This window comes from Paenibacillus sp. USDA918EY (genome assembly GCF_009870825.1).
Taxonomy (GTDB): Bacteria; Bacillota; Bacilli; order Paenibacillales; family Paenibacillaceae; genus Paenibacillus_AQ; species Paenibacillus_AQ albilobatus.
Genome location: NZ_WTWY01000005.1, coordinates 53,624 through 75,480 on the forward strand (window position 1 = coordinate 53,624; position 21,857 = coordinate 75,480).

The 21,857-nt window shown below is 48.6% G+C and carries 18 protein-coding genes and 1 pseudogene; 14 read left to right on the forward strand and 5 right to left on the reverse strand.

Going from position 1 to position 21,857, the window contains the following annotated elements; translation table 11 throughout:
* Nucleotides 1–9 precede the first annotated feature (9 nt).
* On the forward strand, nucleotides 10–294 hold the full coding sequence (locus GQY55_RS12335; RefSeq protein WP_160041729.1) for a CD3324 family protein: 285 nt from the start codon (nucleotides 10–12) through the stop codon (nucleotides 292–294).
* A gap of 284 nt (nucleotides 295–578) precedes the next feature.
* On the forward strand, nucleotides 579–1,550 hold the full coding sequence (locus GQY55_RS12340) for an alpha/beta hydrolase fold domain-containing protein (protein WP_160041731.1): 972 nt from the start codon (nucleotides 579–581) through the stop codon (nucleotides 1,548–1,550).
* 222 nt (nucleotides 1,551–1,772) lie between these two features.
* On the opposite strand, the gene GQY55_RS12345 is transcribed toward GQY55_RS12340, so the two are convergent.
* Nucleotides 1,773–2,585 (reverse strand): class I SAM-dependent methyltransferase, encoded by an 813-nt coding sequence (locus tag GQY55_RS12345; protein WP_160041733.1) that lies wholly within the window; start codon nucleotides 2,583–2,585, stop codon nucleotides 1,773–1,775.
* Nucleotides 2,586–3,234: 649 nt separating this feature from the next.
* Between GQY55_RS12345 and GQY55_RS12350 the strand changes: the two genes are divergently transcribed.
* The 6 genes and pseudogenes from GQY55_RS12350 to GQY55_RS12375 all read left to right on the forward strand — a co-directional run bounded on the left by GQY55_RS12350 (nucleotide 3,235) and on the right by GQY55_RS12375 (nucleotide 8,732).
* Complete coding sequence (locus GQY55_RS12350; RefSeq protein ID WP_160041735.1) at nucleotides 3,235–3,972, forward strand: hypothetical protein; 738 nt, start codon at nucleotides 3,235–3,237, stop codon at nucleotides 3,970–3,972.
* A gap of 146 nt (nucleotides 3,973–4,118) precedes the next feature.
* Nucleotides 4,119–4,526, forward strand: a complete 408-nt coding sequence (locus GQY55_RS12355; protein ID WP_160041737.1) for a BlaI/MecI/CopY family transcriptional regulator — start codon at nucleotides 4,119–4,121, stop codon at nucleotides 4,524–4,526.
* 3 nt (nucleotides 4,527–4,529) lie between these two features.
* On the forward strand, nucleotides 4,530–6,407 hold the full coding sequence (locus GQY55_RS12360; RefSeq protein ID WP_160041739.1) for a M56 family metallopeptidase: 1,878 nt from the start codon (nucleotides 4,530–4,532) through the stop codon (nucleotides 6,405–6,407).
* Between the two features lie 280 nt (nucleotides 6,408–6,687).
* A complete protein-coding gene (locus GQY55_RS12365; RefSeq protein WP_160041741.1) occupies nucleotides 6,688–7,323 on the forward strand; it encodes a TVP38/TMEM64 family protein in 636 nt (211 codons plus the stop codon).
* Between the two features lie 353 nt (nucleotides 7,324–7,676).
* Nucleotides 7,677–8,239, forward strand: a pseudogene (locus GQY55_RS12370) (sigma-70 family RNA polymerase sigma factor).
* Nucleotides 8,229–8,732 (forward strand): DUF3600 domain-containing protein, encoded by a 504-nt coding sequence (locus GQY55_RS12375; RefSeq protein WP_160041743.1) that lies wholly within the window; start codon nucleotides 8,229–8,231, stop codon nucleotides 8,730–8,732. The pseudogene GQY55_RS12370 and the gene GQY55_RS12375 overlap by 11 nt, the downstream one beginning before the upstream one ends.
* Nucleotides 8,733–9,006: 274 nt before the next feature.
* Here GQY55_RS12375 and map read toward each other — a convergent pair whose 3' ends face one another.
* Nucleotides 9,007–9,753, reverse strand: a complete 747-nt coding sequence (map, locus tag GQY55_RS12380; RefSeq protein ID WP_160041745.1) for a type I methionyl aminopeptidase — start codon at nucleotides 9,751–9,753, stop codon at nucleotides 9,007–9,009.
* 5 nt (nucleotides 9,754–9,758) lie between these two features.
* Nucleotides 9,759–10,361, reverse strand: coding sequence for a TetR/AcrR family transcriptional regulator (locus tag GQY55_RS12385; RefSeq protein ID WP_160041747.1), 603 nt, complete (start codon nucleotides 10,359–10,361; stop codon nucleotides 9,759–9,761).
* Nucleotides 10,362–10,695: 334 nt separating this feature from the next.
* On the opposite strand from GQY55_RS12385, the gene GQY55_RS12390 reads away from it, so the two are divergent.
* The 6 genes from GQY55_RS12390 (at nucleotide 10,696) to GQY55_RS12415 (ending at nucleotide 18,838) form a co-directional block, all read left to right on the forward strand.
* The gene (locus GQY55_RS12390) at nucleotides 10,696–11,028 is read left to right on the forward strand and encodes an iron-sulfur cluster biosynthesis family protein (RefSeq protein WP_160041749.1); all 333 of its coding nucleotides are present in this window, start codon (nucleotides 10,696–10,698) and stop codon (nucleotides 11,026–11,028) included.
* Between the two features lie 656 nt (nucleotides 11,029–11,684).
* Complete coding sequence (locus GQY55_RS12395) at nucleotides 11,685–13,514, forward strand: sensor histidine kinase (protein WP_236575572.1); 1,830 nt, start codon at nucleotides 11,685–11,687, stop codon at nucleotides 13,512–13,514.
* Nucleotides 13,511–15,109, forward strand: a complete 1,599-nt coding sequence (locus GQY55_RS12400) for a response regulator (protein WP_160041751.1) — start codon at nucleotides 13,511–13,513, stop codon at nucleotides 15,107–15,109. Before GQY55_RS12395 ends, GQY55_RS12400 begins: the two co-directional genes overlap by 4 nt.
* A gap of 155 nt (nucleotides 15,110–15,264) precedes the next feature.
* Nucleotides 15,265–16,215 (forward strand): ABC transporter permease, encoded by a 951-nt coding sequence (locus GQY55_RS12405; protein ID WP_160041753.1) that lies wholly within the window; start codon nucleotides 15,265–15,267, stop codon nucleotides 16,213–16,215.
* A gap of 21 nt (nucleotides 16,216–16,236) precedes the next feature.
* The gene (locus GQY55_RS12410) at nucleotides 16,237–17,163 is read left to right on the forward strand and encodes a carbohydrate ABC transporter permease (protein ID WP_160041755.1); all 927 of its coding nucleotides are present in this window, start codon (nucleotides 16,237–16,239) and stop codon (nucleotides 17,161–17,163) included.
* A 169-nt stretch (nucleotides 17,164–17,332) separates the two neighbouring features.
* Complete coding sequence (locus GQY55_RS12415) at nucleotides 17,333–18,838, forward strand: extracellular solute-binding protein (protein ID WP_160041757.1); 1,506 nt, start codon at nucleotides 17,333–17,335, stop codon at nucleotides 18,836–18,838.
* 161 nt (nucleotides 18,839–18,999) lie between these two features.
* On the opposite strand, the gene GQY55_RS12420 is transcribed toward GQY55_RS12415, so the two are convergent.
* Together GQY55_RS12420 and GQY55_RS12425 are read right to left on the reverse strand one after the other, a co-directional pair.
* Nucleotides 19,000–20,598 (reverse strand): FAD-dependent oxidoreductase, encoded by a 1,599-nt coding sequence (locus GQY55_RS12420; protein WP_201452144.1) that lies wholly within the window; start codon nucleotides 20,596–20,598, stop codon nucleotides 19,000–19,002.
* 237 nt (nucleotides 20,599–20,835) lie between these two features.
* A complete protein-coding gene (locus GQY55_RS12425) occupies nucleotides 20,836–21,576 on the reverse strand; it encodes a YheC/YheD family protein (RefSeq protein WP_236575573.1) in 741 nt (246 codons plus the stop codon).
* Between the last annotated feature and the right edge of the window lie 281 nt (nucleotides 21,577–21,857).

A 21,857-nucleotide genomic window follows, 5' to 3' on the forward strand; every position in this document is an offset into this window, starting at 1 on the left:
TGAAGCGAATTGAAATATACGAATGCAAAAAAAATATTACCCGAAAAGCTAATTATAGAAATCCAACAGTATGTGCAGGGAGAGACCATTTACATTCCTAAACAGAAGAAGGAATATAAACATTGGGGAAGCTTGAGTGGCGGAAGACAGTGGTTAGATCGCCGAAATGCCGCGATTAGACAGGCTTTTAAGAGTAATAGCAGTATTGAACAGCTTGCTAAAGACTATTTTCTCTCCATTGAAACCATTAAGAAAATTGTTTATTCGGAAAATAAAAGTAGCGAACGACACTGATGAAGACTTCTTCGTCAGTGTTTTTTAGTGGTAGAAAGTATCTTCCTTGAATGACGACGAGAGATGTTGTTTTATGTCGAATACAATTCTAAGTTATTGTTTACGTTTCAATCGCTTCATGAGTTCTTTAGAATAAATATAGGACGAAAGAGGAACTGTTAAGGCGGGAGAAAGATGCGCCTTTTGAAATCGATCCAAGAAGGGAATGCTTTACCCATCCCCATTCGAATTCCGAGTGTGCAGCAATAGAATGGAATGAACAAGAAAGCGAGGAAACACGAACGATGAACGAACAACAAAGCAGGAGCAGACATTTGGTCGACCAGGAGATTATCCGTGCGATTGATTTATTTCCGACAAGCGATCTTACCGAAAGCACGCTAATGGAATCCCGGGAAAATTCAGCAAAAATGTTACCGCAAACCGATATCGCGCAGCAGTTTCCTGTCACGTTTGAAGAAAGGGCGGTGCCAAGTTATTTTGGCGGTCCCGATATCCGCATAGAAATCATTAAACCCCGTGAGCCCAAATATAATCAAATGCCGTTGTATTATTCCATTCACGGTGGGGGGATGGTTATGGGCAGCCCGGTCGGTGATCGTCAAGGAAATGCCGCACTGGCTGCGCAGCATGGTTTTTGCTGCGTATCCGTATATTACCGCTTAGCGCCGGAACATACTCAGCCAAGTCAGTTACAGGATTGTTATTCGGGCCTGAAATGGTGCATTGAACATGCCGGGGAATTGGCGATCGATACTCAAAAAGTTGCCGTTGCAGGCAGCAGCGCAGGCGCCGGATTAGCAGCAGGTCTAGCCCTATACATTCGCGATCAGAAGGAATTCGACATCCACCATCTGCGACTGCGCAGCCCTATGCTCGATGACCGGACGAGTATTTCGCCAGAACATCCGTATGCCGGCGAGTTTGTTTGGACAAAGGGAAGCAATTATTTCGGCTGGAAATCGGTATTAGGGCATGAGCCCGGTCAAGAGGGGACAAGCGAGTATTACGTGCCTGCACGTGCAAAATCGCTAGCCGGTTTACCCCCCACTTATATAAGCATAGGCAGCATTGATTTGTTCATAGATGAAGCTTTAATGTTTGCAAAACAATTGGCTTTTGACGGTGTCTTAGTTGAATTACATGTATTCCCTGGATACCACCATTTGGCTCCAATGTTTCCGAATGCGCATTTTTCTCTAGAAGGCGCCAAATCAAGTGAGTACGCCTTACTGAAAGCCCTGGATTTATTGTAATTCACTTTAAATTATGCCCGGCGGCTGAGCGTTCAGGTGGGGAGGAGCCTTCCCGGCGAACGCTCAGCAGGGCGATAAAAATACGCACATTCTGACGGGACCATATATGCGTATATCCATGCTCTCGAATTGGCGCCCCTGCTACCGGACAGGATTTTCAATCAGGGACGCCGCACATTTGAGGGTGCAAGATCTGAACGCATAGGGAGGAACCATCGGATACTATAGTTTTCTTGCCTGGATTACAAAAGTGACAGGCAGCAACTTTGCTTTTTTTGCAAAATCGCTGTTAGCGTGCCGCGATTGCATCATTTCATCCTCCGATTCCTCAATCAGCTGTTCAATGACAAATCCCGCTTTTGCCAAGGCATTTACATAGGTTGATAGTTTACGGTCCGATAATGTTAGCGTACTTTCGCCAAGTGATACCGAATACCAGGATTCATCGAAATAACATTTTTTAAAAACAAGCATATCATTTTCTGCGGCAACACATTTGTGTATAGGGTGAGACCAACTGAAAATAAACACGCCGTCTTTTTTCAGGTAGGAGGCGATTCGGCAAAATGTACCCTCAAGGTCGGTGGTCCAGCCTATGGCGTAAACCGAATAAACAAAGTCGAAATAATCCTTTGGTATGCCGCATTCTTCTTCCATGGGAGAGCAGATAAAGGTTGCCGAAAGTCCGCATGCGGTCAAATGTTGCTTTGCTTTTTCGATCTGTTTTTCGGACATATCCAGAGCCCATAGTTCAGATGCATTGCGTTCCCCCTGATATTGCAAGGAATGACCGGTTCCACAGCCGATCTCCAGCATCTTTTTTCCCGAGACATCGCCAAAAAGTCGGCATGTTTCTTCTGAGACAAATGCTCCATAGAAAGGAAGCGCGGTTGCCCCTAAGATGTCATTTCCTTTTGAGTCCCAAAAGATGCTGTTTGTTTTATGTATGGAACTCTTATCCATGTCGACCGAGATGGCGCTGCCAACCTCGCCAGCACCAATAATGTTTGTTCTTCGAACCGGATTTTTATCCATATCGACGCCCTCCCAAATATAAAAAATATGAGCCTAAACGTATATCCGGACCTGCCGTTATTCCAATAACACCTAACAAACACGAACGAATGATCCCCAAATAATGTAACATTTGTCCATGAATAATTCCACCCAAAATTATCCAAAAAGTGTCTATTTCTCGCAAGCAGTTCGGCTATAACACGGCCAGTTCCTTTCGAAAATCCCGTAACAATCGCTGTTTTCCCTTTTAAGTTATTCATGGTTGGTTTCCGCCTTTCAGATTTTGAGTCGAACACTGTATACGTACTCTAACACTTCGAAATCAAACTGTATACATCCAAACTGATCGGTGGCTGTTGACATTTTCTTTAAAGCTTTAGAACCGAAAGGGGAATCTTAAATAGCAAGAAAAGCCTTTTTTGAGTTGCTGCAGCTCATCGGTACGAAATGAATGAAACTGCTATGAAATAAGTGAAAATCTCCAACATGAACGCTTAAACCCGCGGTTGTTAGAGGTTTAATCATCCACTGAAAAAACAAACTGTCCGTATAACAAGATGTATTTTATAAAAAATGGGTTGACATCATTCAACTACAACTGTAGTATAAATTAATGTCAACTACAATTGTAGTTTGCTAAACAATCCCAGGAAAGGAGCATTACAAAATGAATGTAGCATCAAAAGCAGCAATCGTAACATTAAGCAGTGTATTACTGCTGGGTTCCTCGGCGAGCTTTGCGGCGGAAACGAAATCCTATAAGGAAGCTCAGAAAGAAACTGTTAAAAAAACAGCCGAGGCGACCAAATCTATACCTGAAAAGGACAAAAAGTTTATCGAAGATGAGATCAACAGAATAAAGGAGCTATCCAAAAAGCCAGGCGAGTCGTATGTCCTATATCATAAATATCCTCAATTAAATAGCGGACTTTCACTTAGCTATTGGGGACTGGTGGAAGAGTTCTCTTCTTACGAAGCCTACTTGAAAAGAGCTTCCACATTGGAGGGTTCGATCCTGAAGCAGCCTGCAAACCTGCCAGCTGGATACAAGTTCTTGTCAGCGACCATCGAAGGTCCAACAAAAGGGAAATTCGTTGATGAAGTAAAGGCCGAAGGCAAAAAAAGCGGCAAGCCGATCTATGCGAAGAAAATAGAGTGGAAGGAAGCGGCGGATATCCGTCTCAAGTATACGAACGGAAAGAGCACGTTAACTTTCTCAAAGTATACAAAAGATCCGGAGGGAAGCAAAAAGCAAGGGTTCTTTAACGATACGCTTCCTGCGAATATCTATCCAAAATCCGTTTTCTGGTATGATGGCGGCAAATACGAATACGGGGTCTCTGCCACTTCGGATATCCCTAGAGAAAAGAAAATCGCGATGCTCAAGGCTGCGGTAAAGAAATAATATGTTTGGGAAGCGGCGCGGATTTGTGCATGTAACAAAAATTGGGAATCTTATCTCTATTAAATGTTGACATCACCAAACTACAAATGTAGGATGAACTATACTACGTATGTAGTTAAGGCGAATGAACTTTGGAGGTTACATGCATGAAACAAATACCATCGGTTACGGATGCAGAACTGGAAATTATGCGGGTGTTATGGGCAAATCCCGATTGCCCTTCCAGTGAAGTTGTAAAGCAACTAACAGACAAAATGGGCTGGAGCCCGAATACGACGCGGACGCTCTTGAACCGATTAGTGCAGAAGGAAGCAGCGGGGGCAAAGCAGGAAGAGGGTTCAAAGCGCACCCTGCTGTATTATCCCATTATCAGCGAGCAGGAATTTTTGTTGTCCGAAACCACATCCTTTATGAAAAAGCTGTATGGCGGGGCATTAAAACCGATGCTGGCCAACTTGTTAAAGGATAGAAAGCTGAATGCACAGGAAGTCGAGGATCTGAAGGCTTTATTTGACGAAAACCGTAGCGACGGCGAACCGGGAAAAGAGAGATAACTGATGAGTCCAACATTGCAAGCGAATGTATTGTCCGTTTTTGGCTGGGTGATTCGCGGATCATTTATGGCCGGCATTTTGGTTCTACTTGTCCTGATCGTGCAATTTCTATTCAAAAACAAGCTTGAAGCAAGATGGAAATATTTGATTTGGCTACCTGTAGCGATCCGTCTGCTGCTTCCCTGGGCGCCGGAATCTTCGCTTAGCTTGTACAATGTTTTGTCTTTGGAGGCCATATCGCCCGGATTTCATCAGAAGGCCCAGGATCCCACGGCATTTAAGAATGCGGGGATCGCAGGGGAGGCGGCGGTTCAAAGGAATCGGACCTTAAGCCCGGAATCAAATGGAGCCACCGTGCCTGCCTCATCCCATGAACCGGGAAGCGTGCAGAAAAGAGGTTTTTGGTGGAGCGAGATCAAAAATATGAGCTTCATCCATATGCTGTTTGCGCTATGGCTTGCGGGCGTGTTATTCCTTTCGGCGAAAACGGTATTTGACCAGAACCGATTGAAACAAGCCTTGCGCGCAGGGCGAACCATTGATACTCCTCAATTATCGGCAATCTTTCAAGAAACGAAACATCTATTTGGCATCAAGCGCAAAGTGAGGTTTGTCGCATCGGAACGGATTCCCGGACCAGCCGTAGTCGGTTTTTTTAAACCTGCAGTCGTGATTTCGCCAAGCCTGCTCGTTACGTTGCAAAAGGATCAGCTTCAATTGATTTTGGCGCATGAATTTGCGCATATTCGGCGGCGGGATGTGGCAGTGAACTGGATGATGCACATGATCTTGATCCTCCACTGGTTTAATCCGCTCCTATGGTTCGCGATACATAGAGCAAGGCAGGATCAGGAGATTGCCTGCGATGCATGCGCCTTGGACCGGATGAGGCCGCAGCAAAAAAATGCATACGGGCAAACGATTATTCATGTGTTGGAGCATTTGTCGGTCAGTCATTACCAGCCGGGTCTTGCCGGCTTGTCCGCCACGCATAAAGAAATGAAAAGGAGACTTATGATGATCCGACATTTTAATAAAAGATCCTACCGCTTGTCCATTCTGGGCATGGGGATGATTCTCGCGCTTGGCAGCGTGACATTGGTTAACGCGAAGGAAAGCGGCGCAGAAAGCGCACCGCAAAAGGCTTCTATGCAATTGCAGCAGAATTCAAAAGTTGCCTTGGACAAAGAGAATGACATTATTTATCCCGAGGGAAACATAGACCGCGAGCTCTATAAGAAGGAGCTGGAAAAGATTCAAAAAAAAGCTGAAGCGGCAGCCAAGGCTTTAACTCCAGAGGAAAAGAAGTATATCGAAGATGAGACGAATCGAGTGAAGGAACTGAGCAAAGAGACAGGCGATATGTACGTTCTGTATCATAAATATAAGGATCTTAACAGCGGACTCGACCTCAGTTATTGGGGAGGGATAGAAGAATTCTCTACTTACGAGGACTACTTGAAAAGAGCTTCCGCATTGGAGGGTTCGATCCTGAAGCAGCCTGCCAACTTGCCGGGGGGGTATAAATTTTTGTCAGCGACCATCGAAGGTCCAACAAAAGGGAAGTTCGTTGATGAAGTAAAGGCTGAAGGCAAGAAAAGCGGCAAACCCATCTATGCGAAGAAAATAGAGTGGAAGGAAGCGGCGGATATCCGTCTCAAGTATACGAACGGAAAGGACACGCTGACTTTCTCAAAGTATACAAAAGATCCGGAGGGAAGCAAAAACGAAGGTTTCTTTAACGATACGCTTCCTGAGCATATCTATCCAAAATCCGTTTTCTGGTATGACGGCGGCAAATACGAATACGGGGTCTCTGCCACTTCGGATATCCCTCGTAAAGAGAAAATTGAAATTCTGAAAGCAGCGGTAAAAAAATAACGCGTCAAGCGATCCGTTTTATGCATCGACCCATGTCGTCCTGTTGACACAGGATGGCATGGGTTCTTTGTTGTTGCCGGCACCTAAAACGCCACGAAATAGAACAAAAAGTGCTTGGGGAGATACTACAACACGTCCGATATTCAGGTGAATGAAAATAACGGCTCAGGTCCGTGATCAAGCAGGCAACGTCATTGGCCTACTTGTACAGACACGCCCGGAATCAAGTGATCTTGTAGTATAATGAAATCACTTGAAGTTATAGGGGGAATCACATTCTATGTTTGGCGCTGAGATCAGCATCACGGAATATTTTACGGAGCAAAACATCGAACTCTTTTTGGAGCGTTTCCGCTCGCTGGGGCCGCTGCCCGGCATCATGTTAACTTTTCTGAAATCCTTCGTTCCGCCGCTTCCTACCATCGTGATCGTTGGCGCTAATGCCGCCATCTATGGATTGTGGCTGGGTTTTTTATATTCGTGGATCGGCCTCGTAACGGGCAGTTTGCTTACGTTTTGGCTGATTCGCAAAGCGTCGGACACACGCTTTATTCGGCGCTGGGCGGCCAAGCCCAAAGTCCGGAAGGCCATGTCGTGGGCGCAGAGGAACGGGTTCAGCTACGTTTTTCTCCTCAGCATGCTCCCGATCGGACCGTTCGTCGTCATTAACATGGCCGCGGGATTAACGCGAATGCCGACGGCTTCCTTTGCGGCAGCCGTAGTTCTAGGCAAAGGAGTCATGGTATTCTGCGTTTCCTATATCGGAACGCATCTGTCCGATTTTGTCCACCAGCCCGTCAAGTTTATCGGAGTGGCGTTGTTTATTGCGGCTTCCCTATGGTTGAACCGGAGGTTGCAGGCATATTTTACGTCCATGACGGCTGTGACGCCTGAACCCGCGGACACCATGAAATAAGGCGGGGATAGAACGGGGTTGGATAATAAGTTATGGAACGTTGCGTCCCTGGCCGTTCGGCCGGGGATTTGTTCTATAGTGCATAACCGTAATGGATATATGTTTTTAATTATGAAATTCAAATGAGGGCACCCAAATCGGGTGCTTGATTTCGCTTTATAGATGATATGGCGAAGTCTATCACAAGTAACGGGGATTTTCAGGCCTGGCATGCTTTCGGAGGATGATTTTGGTGATATACCTGAAGAAAATGCCTTAAATGGCGAATATCCTCAAAAAAATTCATTCATTTACTGAACCTTTTTCCCCACAGGAGCGAATTAAGGGTTGTAACACGTTCAGGAGGGGCCCCTATGAATGATAAAGAGTTACTTCTATGGCTTGACAAAGCGAGGTTAGGCGACGAGTCGGCGTTTGAGCTTGTCTATCAGGCAACTCACCAAGACGTCTATCGGACGGTTGCTTTTCTCGTCTACAACAAACAAGACATTGAGGATATCGTGAATGAAATTTACATGCGCATGTGGCGGTCTTTTCCCAAGTACGACCCGAACCGGCGTTCCGCTTTTGGTTGCACGGGATCACGGTCCGTCTTGTCCAAGATTGGAGAAGAAAGGCCTGGCGGCGAATTCGCCTCTTTGAACGAAACCGCCAGATGACTAGTGAACAGTTCGACTGGACGGACGAAGCTGTCCTGCAGTCCGAAATGCAGCATGAGCTGTTCAGCCTTGTCCGCCAGCTGTCGTACAAACTACGCGTGGTCGTCATTTTGCGCTATTTTCACGACTATGCTCTGGAAGAAATCGCAGACATTCTGCAGATCCCCGTTGGCACAGTGAAATCCCGGCATCATCTTGCGCTGAAAGAACTCCGCAAACGATTCGAAATGACGGGAGGAGACGCGTATGTCCATTGACAAGGAATTGCGTGAAGAGCTTCGCCAGGTGGCAGATTCGATGCGCTGCCCGCCCGATTTGTATGGACGTGTAAGGCAGTCCTATCAACACTATGTGAACGAAAAGAGAGGTAGATCCCTTATGAAAAAACGATTGCTTGCAGGCATTGCCGCAGCAGCAATCCTGATCCCGTCCGCCGCATTTGCTGCTTCCTATCTAGCCGATGAAATATTCGGTTCCGTTAAAACCATTGAACAGCACGGCGGTTCACAGGAAAGTTATCAAGAAATCGAGGGAATGCTTCAAACAGCAAAAGGCAAGCTTACGGAAAACGAATTCAAGGAGTTTATGGAGCTGTTCAAGCAGATGGTGCAATTAAAGCTGAAGATGACCGATGAAAAAGGAATCAAACATGAGGAAAAGCTGACCAAAGAAGAACAGCAGCGGTTTGAGCAGCTCGTCTCCAAGCTGGCCCCGTTCTTCGATAAAATTAACGGAACCGCCAAGCCGTAAGAAAATGAAGCAGGGACCCGTTCGATGTGAATCAATTTCATGCAGCGGAAGGCTTGGATACACAAACGTGATTTCAACATGGTATTGCGAAGAGCCAACAAATCATTAAACAAAGTCCGCTGCACGTAAAATACGCAAGGCTGCCGTCAGCAATAATCAATCGGCAGCCTTATTGTATTTAAAACCGCGAAGAGCGGCCGATTCTTTTTGCCTGAAATCCGGGAGAGGAAATCACCGCTCGAAATCAAATTTGAACCAATAAACGGATTGAATCCTATTGTGCGGTCAAAATAATCGGGCCATCCGCAGTAATCGCGATCGTATGCTCGTACTGTGCGGAAAGCGAGCCGTCGGCGGTTCTGGCGGTCCATCCGTCGGCATCAACCGTCATGGACGCTTTTCCGGCATTGATCATCGGCTCGATCGTAAGAACCATCCCTTCCTTCAAGCGGAACCCTTTGCCCGGAGTCCCGACGTGAGGATAATTAGGTTCCTCGTGCATCTCCCTTCCGACGCCATGACCAAGCAGATCGCGCACCACCGAAAATCCGTTTCGCTCGGCATGGGTTTGAACCGCGTGCATCACATCGCCGATCCGGTTTCCGACGACAGCTTTTTCGATACCAAGATCCAAACATTCCTTCGCTACCCGCATCAACTTACGGGCTTCTTCCGACACCTCGCCGACCGCATAACTCCAAGCTGAATCGCCGACCCAGCCATCCGCCTCCGCGACGATGTCGATAGTGACGATGTCGCCTTCCTTGAGCGGCTCCCGGTTCGGAAAACCATGCGCGATAACGTCGTTGACGGACGCGCATGTCGCATACGGATATCCGTTGTAGCCGATCGTATACGCCTTGGCGCCATTCTCCTTCAGGAACCGCACCGCGAACGACTCGATATCGAACGTCGTGACACCCGGCCGAATCATGCCTGCGATGGCTTGATGAAAAGCAGCGACAATTCGGCCGGCTTTTCTCATTTCCTCAATTTCGGCTTTTGATTTCAATGTAATCATTCCACTTATCTCTCCTTTGCCTGTATGCCTGAAAAGATCATGTCGACGATGCCTTCCACATCCATATCGCTTTGCATATTGTGGTGGATGTTCAATGCTGTGCAGCCAACAAGCGAGCCAAATATCAGGTTGGCGGTTTTCTCCGGTGATTTGGATCGGATTCCTTCACGAATCATTTCCACAAACGGTAAATAGATCCGTTCCTGAAAATGGTCAGACAGCTTGATAAACCGGTTTCCCGGGAAGTGATGAAAATTATCCGCAACCGCTTTAAGCAAAATAAATACGGAAGGATCCTGGATGCACTTCTGCAGGAGCAGTCTGGAGAACGACTCGGCTTTTTGCAAACTGCTGCCGTCTCCCGTCAGAACGGGCAGGACTGCCGATTCCGCTCGATCCAGGGCATCCCACAATAAATCTTCCAGAAGCATGTGCTTATTTTTGTAATAATGGTACACGGTTCCGTAGCCGAGCTCTGCCTTGACCGCAACATCGCGTATTTCCAAATGAATGCCCTTCTCCAAATATACTTCCGCCGCCGCTTTCATAATTTGGTTCATCCGCAACTCCCGGATCGCGTCATTCTGTTCTTTGGTACGTGGTGACATGGCTCCTCCTTTTTTTGACCTGCGGTAATGTCGATGTAAAACACTATACATCATTGGAGAGTAAGGATCAAGCACATCGAACCGCCTATTTTTTCGGATGCAGCATTAATCATGGATTGAACTACAGCTTTGCATTGAACTTCATGTTATAACGCCAATTCGGCCCATAGTTCATTCTATCCAGCAAAAGGTAAAGAGTCGGGAAGATTGCAGCAAGAGGAAAGGGGTTGAAGCAACTACAGTATGAGCATAAAGTATAATAATATTATCGTACAAAAACAGCGCTGCAGCTGCTTTATACCGAAAGAAGACGACGCAAGTGGGAGGCCGGAATATGATCATATTAATTGATCCTTACACGGAAGAAAGACTAGCAAAAAGTTTGGCGGGACGTCCCGGGTTTTTTAAGCTTTTTTATGATACCGAAAATTGCGGGTGCAACGGGGTGTTGGCCATTGAAATTATTGAGCAACCCCTTGAAACCGACATTAAAATTACCGTAAAAACATTTACTTTTCTGGTCGACAAGCAGCAGGAAAGCTTGTTCGACAAAGTGCTGAAGCTGGAGGCGGACCGGGCGTACCCTTCGTTCAAGGTAACCAGCGATTCGGCATTGTACAGTACCAACGTCAGAATCAAAGACGTCAGGGACATCGCTAATACGTAGCGCAATAATGGGGAGGACAAGAACATATGTATCGTTAGCCGAAAATGACAAGAACATATATGGTTAACCGAAGTTGACATGTGTGATCAATTACGCATCAAAAAAATATGTTGAATTAGGAAATATTAGCCGGACTCTTTAAATATGCGGCGGTTTTGAGCCGATTACGCCGGGAATGATATATGGATTTTCGGATCAAGACATTATCCAGTCGATAGAAAGCGCATTAATCGTCTTCCAAATCCGTGGGCAGATAGACTTGGTCCATGATATATGGCATGTACAAAGGAAATCGCTCCTTTAAATGGTAGATTGGTCGTTTCCAATTTACAAGGGGCGATTTTTTGCATATGTAGTTCGAGTGAATAAGCACGAAATAGCGGAGTGAACAAAGAAATGCATGAGTCAGCCGCAGGACGCCGTCGAAAGAACGCTGACTTGGAGGAGATCGTTTGTATGAAAACGAAGATGTTAGGCGGCTCATGTCCTGAAAGACAGCTAGAGTAGCGGATAAGAGCGGCTTCCCATTTAGCGCAGATGGAGGCTAATGGTTTTGCCGATGACCGATCCGCCGGGCAAGAAGGGGGGGATCATATTGCACCTGTAGTCAGAGGATGGGTTCAGCAGTACAAGGATGAAAGGGAGGTGAATGGTAATTGGCTTGGCTGTATCGTCAATATACGCGAAAGATTCAAATGCGGCTGACGATTTATTTCCTGCTTCTTTTACTGCCGCTCGTCATCGTAAGTCTTTATGTCAATTTCCGGTCCCAGGCTATTCTCCTCAAGCAGGCGGAGGAGCGGACAAGAGGGGCGCTGACTTCCTCGATGGATTACATCGATCTATCGCTGCAAAGCGTGGAGGAGCTATCCACCATCGTGTCCACCGACGACCGGATGCTGCGGCTGATCGATGACGTTGGACCGAAGCTTAATGCGCAGTCGTACGTCAATTTTGCCGAACTGTTGAAACAGTTGTCCGGGCTGACCTCGGTCAACCATCTGATATCCCATGTTTCTCTATTCCATGCCCCTTCGCATATGCTGCTGTCGACAACCCAAGGAGGAAAGCGGATCGAGGACGCGCAGCAGCGTCGGGAACTGAACGAAATAGCCGAGACCAAAGGGACCGGCATCGTCTACATGACGCCGGATTATCCCTTTCCCGAAGGACAGACCCTCGGTTCCGTAACAGGAACAGGCAGCGTCTCGCTCGTGCGTACCATGGACCTGAACAATCCGGATCGTGAGCCCAATCTGCTTCTGATCGGCTTGAACAAGGCCCGTCTGCTTGACCTAATCCGATCGCTGCTCCCTTCGTCCAGCGCCCGGATCGATCTGTACACCGATGAAGGCAAACTGGTGACCAGCACGGGGGATCAAGCCAAGGAGCTAACGAGCGTATCCGCTGCCGAGCCTGGAGAGTTCATGGTCCGGGTCACTTCCCGTTACTCCAAATGGTCGCTTGTGCTCGTTCAGCCGAAGGCGGAGCTTTATAAGGAAACGAACGTGACGAGATTTTTTACGTACATCATTATCGGTGTGAGCGTGCTGCTGGCGGTTCTTATTTCATGGGGGGTTTACAGCGGAATAGCCTCGCCGATCCAGCGGCTGATGAGAGGGATGAAGTCGGTCGGAAGCGGCAATTTCAGCATACGGCTGAAGGAGGATCGAGATGACGAACTCGGATATTTGACGCATTCCTTCAACCGGATGGTCGAGGAGCAGCAGGATTTGATCAAAAACTATTATGAGCAGAAGCTTAGATTCGCTCATACAGAGTTGAAATTTCTGCAGTCGCAGATCAATCCCCATTTCCTCTATAACACGCTGGATTCGATCTATTGGACGGCCAAAAATTACGATGCCGAAGAAATCACGGAAATGGTACTCAACCTCTCCAGCTTCTTTCGGCTAAGTCTAGGTAAGGGAAAGGAAACGTTCACCGTCGAAGAGACCGTTACCCATCTTCATTACTATATCCGGGTCCAGCAGCTTCGATTTATGGATTCGTTCACGGTCCGCTATGAGCTTCAGGAGGAGACGCGGCAAATCCCGCTGCTGAAGCTGGTGCTCCAGCCGCTGGTGGAAAATGCGATTGTACATGGACTGGAAGGTTGCCGCGAAGGGGAACTTATCGTTGCAAGCTACCTCCAAGGCGACAATCTCGTCCTTGAGGTTCGCGACAACGGCAAAGGGATCCCGGAGGAACGGCTTCATTATATCCGCGACGAACTGGAACGGCTATCCGCATCTGAATCCGGTCCTTTCTCTTACTTGGAGCACGGAGCGAAGGACCTCTATGGATTGCGGAATGTGCATTCACGTATCCGCATCTGGTATGGCTCCGGCGCAGAAATGACGATTGATAGCAGACAGGGCTCCGGTACTACAGCTGCGCTCATACTGCCGCTGGATCGGTGTCAGGACGAATATAAGCCGAATACGGCGATGACTACAGTACAACAAGGGGTGAAGACCAATTGAACTTATTGATCGCGGAAGACGAAGACCGGCTGCGGAACAGCCTTGCTTACAATATTGTTTGGGAAGAGCATGGAATCGAAGTGGTGGGGCTGGCTGAGAACGGGTTGCTCGCCCTTGAGTTGTTCGAACACCGGAAGCCGGACATCGTGCTGATGGACATTCAAATGCCCGAGATGGACGGTATTGCCTTGATCCGTGAAATCCAGCGCAGGGATGCCATGGTCAAGCTTATTATTTTGAGCGGCCATGACAATTTCGAATATGCGCAGATTGCGCTGGAACATGGTGTCGTGAAATATTTGCTCAAGCCTGCGGGCGAGGACGAGATTGTAAAGGCGGTGCTGGAAGCCTCGGACCAGCTGCGGTTGGAGCTGGAACGGCTCAACCATCAGATAAGGCTGGAGGAGCGGTGGGAGCAGCATTTGCCATATATGAAAGAGATGTTTATACAGCATTGGATAAGCGGCAAATACGACCCGCAGCAAGTGCTGGAGATCGGTCGGGATCTGGGGATCGAACTGGGTCATGACTGGAAGTACACCGTTGTCGTTCTGGACATGGATGATCCGACGGCAAGGGAAGCCGGCCCCGGTGATCGGGATCGGAGAAAGCTGATGTTCTCCCTGAACAGACTCGCAACAGAACTTCTAAGTTCCGTTTCAGCGTGGATTGCCATGGACACAAATGAACGCACAGTCATCCTCTTCCATGCACCAGCCGGAGAAGACGAGAACCGGGAACTGCTCACGGTCAACACGATTGTCGATCGTCTCCTCTCAAGGCTGAAGGAAGTGCTGAAAGCACCTGTCAACGGAGGAATTAGCGGCGCAACCGGCGGGCGGGAGGATGTCAACAAGCTGTATTTACAAGCGGTGAAGGCGCTTCAAAACCGGATGCTGTACGGGTCCGGGATTGCGATACCCTACCGGGAAGAGCGGCGGGCGGAATGTTCCGGGCTTGAGGTGCACCCGCACATGGAGAAGTCGCTTGAAATTGCTCTGGAAACGGGTGATGAAAGAAAAGCCCGGGCCATCCTCGATGAGATGTGGGATACAAATCTTGGCCAGGCGGTGTCGCTGGAAGAGGCCCGCGAATACGTACTCTATTGGAGCGGCTTGCTGATCCGCATGATACAGAAGGCGGGATGGAGCGTCAAGGAAGTCTCAGGCGACGACTATGCTCTGTTTCAGAACCTGCAGCTGTTGTCGACGAAAGAGCAGGTGCGCGGCTGGATCAACCGTACGATCGAAGCGATTGTCGCCCAGGTGGAGCGGCAGCGGAAGGCAATCAGTCACCAAATGGTCAAGCGGATTCTGAACATGGTTGAGGCCGAAATCGATCAGGAGATTTCACTGCATACGGTTGCGAGCCGGATGTATGTCAACTCTTCCTATTTAAGCAGGTTGTTCAAGCAGGAGACAGGGAAAGCGTTCTCCACCTATGTCGTGGAACGAAGAATGGAACTGGCGAAAGCCACGCTGCAAAAAGGCGCAAAGGTATACGATGCCGCGCGCACCGTCGGATACCGTGATGTGAGCTACTTTACGAAGGTGTTTCGCAAATATTGGGGCGTGACGCCTAGGGAGATCAAATAAACAAAGAGGTCGGTATCTCAAGCAGCCTTATTTTTGAACATGAAATTACCGAAAAAAGTAATCGCTTTCATCTACCGACCGACGTTTGATGCGCTTACACTTATAACAAATTCCCCCTTCAACGGCGAAGAGGAATAAGAAGGAGGTGAGTCTCCATGGGCTTACGGGCATCCCCTAATCCGAAGGAAAGGACAGGCAAATTCAGAAGGGCTGCCATCGACATCCGCAAAGATTGGGATCTCTACCTGGCCTTGCTGCCGGGAATCGCATTTTTGATCTTGTTCAAGTACACGCCCATGTACGGCATCGTCATTGCGTTCAAGGACTTCAATATTTTTGATGGCTTGGCAGCAAGCCCGTGGGTTGGATTCCATCATTTCGAGAAGCTGTTCGCTTCCGATAGCTTTCTGCAGGTGTTCCGGAATACCCTGATCATTTCGGTGTACAAAATCGTGTTTCTGTTCCCGCTGCCGATCATCATCGCCATCCTGCTGAACGAGCTCAGAAATATGATTTTCAAACGTTCCATTCAGACGCTCATCTATCTTCCGCATTTTTTGTCCTGGGTCATTGTAAGCGGCCTGTTCATCGATCTGCTTTCCGTCAATGGCGGGATGGTCAATCAATGGATCACGGCACTGGGAGGACAGCCGATTAAATTTTTTCTGGACAGCAGCGTATTTCGCTCCGTAATCGTAGCATCAGCCGGCTGGAAGGAGACAGGATGGAGCACGATCGTCTATTTGGCGGCGTTGACAAGCATCGATCCCCAGCTGTATGAAGCTGCGAAGATGGATGGCGCCGGAAAATGGAAAATGACGCTGCATATTACGCTGCCCGGTCTTATTCCGATTATTCTGCTCATGTTCATTTTGCGGCTCGGTTCCGTGCTTGAGGCCGGAACGGAGCAGGTGCTTGTTATGTATAACCCCAGCGTGTACAACGTCGCCGACATTATCGGCACCTATGTGTACCGGATCGGGTTAGGCGAGCAGGATTACAGCTTCTCTACGGCGGTCGGGCTGTTCGAATCGGTGATCGCTTTTATTCTTATCGTAACAGGCAACTCCCTGAGCCGAAAATATTTGCAGCGCGGCATTTGGTAGAAAGGAGCTGACAATCCCGTTATGAATTCCGTCAAGCCTGAGCCGCAACCTGTTCCATCCCGTCGGCGAGGCATTCGGTTATCCTTGTCCGAGCGCATCTTTCAAGTGCTTAACATCACGTTTTTCGTACTGCTCGCAGTGTCGACCGTTGTGCCGTTTCTCAACCTGATCGCCAAGTCGCTCAGCAGCGAAGCGGCCGTTGTATCCGGAATGGTAGGGATTTTGCCCGTAGACATTCAGTTCGGTACATACCGCTATGTGCTGACGCAGAGCAGCTTTCTCGGCTCGCTGCGCGTTTCGGTTACCGTGACGGTGTTGGGTACGCTGCTGGCGCTGGCAATGACAACGCTGGCTGCATATCCGCTATCCAAGAAGCGGCTTCGCGGAAGGAAATTTTTTATTCTGATGTATATCTTCACGATGCTGTTTTCAGGCGGGCTGATCCCCACCTATCTGCTGATGCAGAACCTGCACCTGATCGACAAGCTGCCGGTGCTGTTCCTGCCGGGGATGATCAGCGTATACAACATGCTTATTATTAAAAATTACTTTGAAGGTCTTCCGGACAGTCTCGAGGAATCTGCGAAATTGGACGGAGCCAGCAATCTATCGATCCTGTGGAAGATTACGCTGCCGCTCTCGCTGCCGGTGCTGGCGACGATTGCCCTGTTCTACGCGGTTGCATTCTGGAACGATTATTTCGCTTCTCTTATCTACATTAATTCACCTGAGAAAAAACCGCTTCAGTTGTACTTGAAGGAGCTGTTCGTTACGTCCAGCGACACGTTTTTGAAATCGGGCAACTGGGCCGACAACGCCATGAACAGTTCGCCGCAGGCCATTCAGGCAGCTTCGATCATACTCGCGACAATACCGATTCTTCTCGTGTACCCTTTCCTGCAAAAGTATTTTGTGAAAGGCGTTCTTATCGGTTCCGTCAAGGAATAGCCCCATGAACCAGGCAGAATGCAACATCAAAAAGAAAGGGGGTGAGAAGGTTACGCTGAAGGCTGTCTAAAGCGATGCATCGGCCTGAATGATGAAATGAGCGTACAAATTGAAATCAGCTGCAGGAGCGTCTACAAAAGAAGTCTCTAAGTATAGAGGAGGGGTTATCATGAATCGCAAGAAATTATGGAGAATATCAGCCGTGGTAAGCATTGCAGCAGCGATCGCCGTTAGCGGTTGTTCAAAGTCCGGTCCGGCCCAATCGAATAATGCGGGAGAAAAGCAAGGAGAGGGAGGAAAGCCGCAGCTACGAGAATTGATGCAGTACAACCGCTTCGAACCCGGTTCCGACCCCGTCGCCAAATATTTGAAAGAGAAAACCGGCTACGATGTGAAGTACGACATGCTGCCGGTAGAGAATGCCGATGAGAAGCTGAACTTGCTGATGGCCAACAAGGAGCCATACGACTTCATGAAGCTGACCCCTAACCAATTCGCAAAACTGTCTACCTCGGGTGCGCTGGAGCCGCTGGACGACCTTCTGGATAAGTATGGAAGCAACTTGAAAAAGGTGATTAGTCAAGCTTCCTGGGATGGAGCCAAAATCGACGGACATACCTATGCGATTCCGGAAGGCAGTTCCGGCGTTGCCACGGGTACGGCGCTCGTCTACCGGAAGGACTGGCTGGATGAGCTTGGATTGAAAGAACCGACGACGCGTGACGAGCTGTATAACGTATTAAAGACGGTCAAGGAGAAGAAGGGCGTCATTCCGATTGCGGGTGGAAAAGACCCCTTTCAAGGTGAAATAGCCTCTACCTTCGGCTGGATGTACGGCCCTTCGACCTACTGGAAGGAATCGAACGGTGAAATCGTCCATTATGTGGATGATCCGACAACCAAGGAATATTTGGCGTTCATGAACAAGCTGTATAATGAGGGCTTGATCGACCCCGAATGGGCGATCAACCAATCCAATACGGTGATTGAGAAATTTACCAGCGGCAAAGCATTCATGTACCGCGCCGGATGGTTTGACGCTGAGAATATCAATACGGCTCTGGCGAAAAGCAATCCGGACGGCAAGATCGCCATTCTCCCATACATGAAGGGAGACGACGGTAAAGCCGCCCAAGCCGGCACAGGAGGAATTTCATATTTTATAGCGATTCCGAAGTGGTCGAATAACAAGGATGAGGCGATGAAGTATCTGGATTTGAAGATGGACGCGGACATCTTCAAGGGTAATGCCCTCGGCATCGAAGGAACACATTATAAAGTGGAAGACGGCAAGTATTACCCCATTCTGCCCAAGTTTAACGAAGAATGGAATAATGGCAGTGCATTCCTGACAGGGGTGGATGAAACCAATTATCCAACCTATTGGGAAGCCCGCGTCAGAAAGAACAAATACGTTCAAACCTATTATGAAACCTATCAGAGTAACGCGAAGGATATTCTTTTCGGGGACGCCCTGATCACCGCGCCGCCGATTCCGGAAATATCAAAAAACGTTCAAAAGCTGCAAAAGCAGGCGGAGGATACGTTCATTAAGTACATTACCGGCGCGGAGCCGTTGTCGGGCTACGACAAGTTCGTGGAGCAGTGGAAAGCCGATGGGGGCAGCGAGATGATCAAAGCGGCCAACGACTGGTATAAGTCGAGCAAAAAATAGCTGGCGTTCGGACCTCGTGACCGTTCCGATAAGATTAATAATGAAGCTGCATCCGTTGCCATAACGGATGCAGCTTTTTTTAATCAATATGAAACTATAAAATTTCGCTGTCACCACAAAGTATCTAAATCGGCATCGAAGCCAAACGAATCATGCTGCACTCATACGGCCCGGATGACAGGCCATTCCAGCTCGACGCCCTGCTGACGAAGAAGCGTCTGGAAAGAGTTCAGCTCCTTATCCTGATTGCGCACCCCGCGCGGCGAAATGCCGTGGTCCAGACAATAAGAGACAAGCGATCCTGCCGCTTCCCCGATATTCCATTCAACCGGGTGTAAGCGGTAACATCCGTTCGTAATATGGGTTACACCGATATTTTTGCAGGCCGGGATGAGATTTTCCATCCGCTCGGGAATCAAGCTGCCCAGCGGAATATGAAAAGGCAAGGAGGACACGTCGATATAGTTCCGCCCTCCCGTGCTGGGATGCAGGTCAATCCGGTAGCAGCCGATGCCAACCGAATCATGGTACCGTTCAGACGTTCCGCCCGGCCGGTCTGCTGCCAAGTGCTGCTCCAGCACAGTGAATTCGGCGCGAATGCGTCTGGACTCGCGGATGTAAGGGTACATGGCGAGGCCGTCCCGGGTTCCCACGATGTCCGGCCGTAGTCTCAGCCCGGGATATCCTTGACCGCCATCCGGACGGGGGGCCTCCGTTTGCAGCCAATAGAGAAGCGAGAGGCTGAGCTGCCGTGCGCCCTCAAGATGGCGCTGCCGCTCTGCATCGTCCACTTCGAGCGGATTGCCAAGCCAATAATCGTTTTGGGGCCAGTTGATGAGCGTGACCGAACTGCGGAAAGTGCCGGGCACAAAATTCGCCTGATCGGCAATTTGGCGGTACTGGAACAGCGAAAACCGTTCGGTGCCGGGAAACAACTCATATTGGACCGGTTCCAGCGTCTGCGGCTTAACGGCTGTCCAGCTAAGCAGCTTATCCGGCCAGAAGTCCGGTTTATAGTCTTTCCAGAAGGCGTATTGTGCAGGTCTGTCAATGGTATGGTCTTCATCCGGCAGGTAATCCACGGCAAAACAGTGGGTGAATCCTTGCATGTCCTGCGGGTCGGCTTCCCCTTCGAGGGCATGCGGTTCTCCGGTCTGGCTGACCGATTCGGCTCCGGTGACATATTCGGTACCGGTAAGCGGAAGCACGTCACCGCATTCGGTTGCATCGATGAAATAGTCCGAGGCCAGAACGGAGCGCTGATTCGTTTGCAGACACCGAACGGTTACGGAACGTACCCGGTCCCCTTCGGTTTCCGCCGATTCGATCCGGTGCCTGGTCAGGATGACGATGCGCCCGCTGAGCACGTACGGTGCCAGCATTTCATGCAGAACAGAGAGCGCGACTCTCGGATCATGACACAGTCGGCTTACGCTCCCGTTGCCTGGGTTCAGCAGCGGGTTGGCGGCGGCTGCCGCGGTCAAGGGAAGGTAGCGCCGGTAGTAAGCCCGGATGCCGTCGCGGAATTGTCTGTAGCTCCGCGTACAGCCAAACGACTCGATCCAGGGATGCTCGTCTGGAGGGACGGCTTGGCTCGTCAACTGCCCTCCGATCCAGTCGGTTTCCTCGGTCATAATGACGGATTTGCCTAAGCGGGCCGCAGACAGAGCGGCCGAGCAACCTCCGGTTCCGCCCCCGATAATAATGCAGTCTGCTCGCATTTCATTGATCACGTTGATTCCTCCTTGTCTGTCGCTCATGAGAATGAGCGGGATTGGGAAGGGATGGTACAATTGCAATTGTACAGGACGGATCAAGCCGTTTGGTAGAAATATGTATGACTTTCATCGGTAGATTGATGAGGATCTTTAGTTCCATCGTTCTTTTAAAGTTGCTAATAACACGGGACCCGTCCGAAGTGGATTGGGCCCCTTTTTTTAACGCCAAAGTACAGGACGACAAAAACCAAATTTATCAACATAGTAGCGGCTTACTGCTCATCCTTTAATTTTCGAGTACCTTAAAATCCTTTTGTACATCGTTTTGTTCTTCAAAGCGTTAAAGATGCTCATATCAGGCTTGGTGTTAATCTCCAGGACCCAGGGATTCATTTTATTATCAATGGCTATATCAACACCGAATGCTCGTTTGCTCCTATAACTTTTACCAAGGACAGTGCTCGCATCTTTCCCTAATCTCTCAAGCAGCTGAATGTACCGTTTCCTTGATTCGTCATTCAGATGCGATTTGAGTAAGGTATCTACAGGTAAGGGAGTTCCTCCTGAATGATAATTCGTTACCACTTTATTTCGCTTCGCTTGTCTTCCGATAATCCCCGTAACATCTAATATTCCTTTTCCATTCTTTTGTACCATAACTCTGATATCGAACGGACGATGATTGTGTTTTAACAGTTCGATTCCTTCTTGAACAATATATTTACCCCTAGTTAGAACATTTTTGATTGAAGTATATAAGTCGTTTAAAGAGCTGAATATGCGTGATTTTGAACCGGTGCGCAAAATAAGGTTATTCTTGTCCCTATGGATTCTATATATCCCATGACCGCCTGTTCCCTCATCGGGTTTTAAGTAAACTGATTTATACAATCCCAGCATTATTTTAATGTTGGATAACGTTGCTGTTCGGGTGTCTGGCAAGAATTTGCGTATCATTTTATATTTCTTCATGAATTTGTACTTTCCCAATTTCCCCATTTTATATTTTTCCTTCTTCAAACGATCTACCTCCAGTTGCTTCGCAGAAGTATTAAAAGCCATTCATTTCATAATCTCAGATTCGTCCATCAGTCCCAAGCTTAAGATCATCACGGTATCACCGGGCTGAAACTGGTGCGCAGGGGGGGCGGTCCAACATAATTCGGATCGGCTTCCGTCACAGTGGCTCGGTGAATCTTGCCTTTACACATTAATCTAAGCATTGATCGGTTTCCTTTGTTCACATACATACGCTCCAGCCTCTGCTCAGGATTGTGCGGATACCTATTTGTTTGCATGAC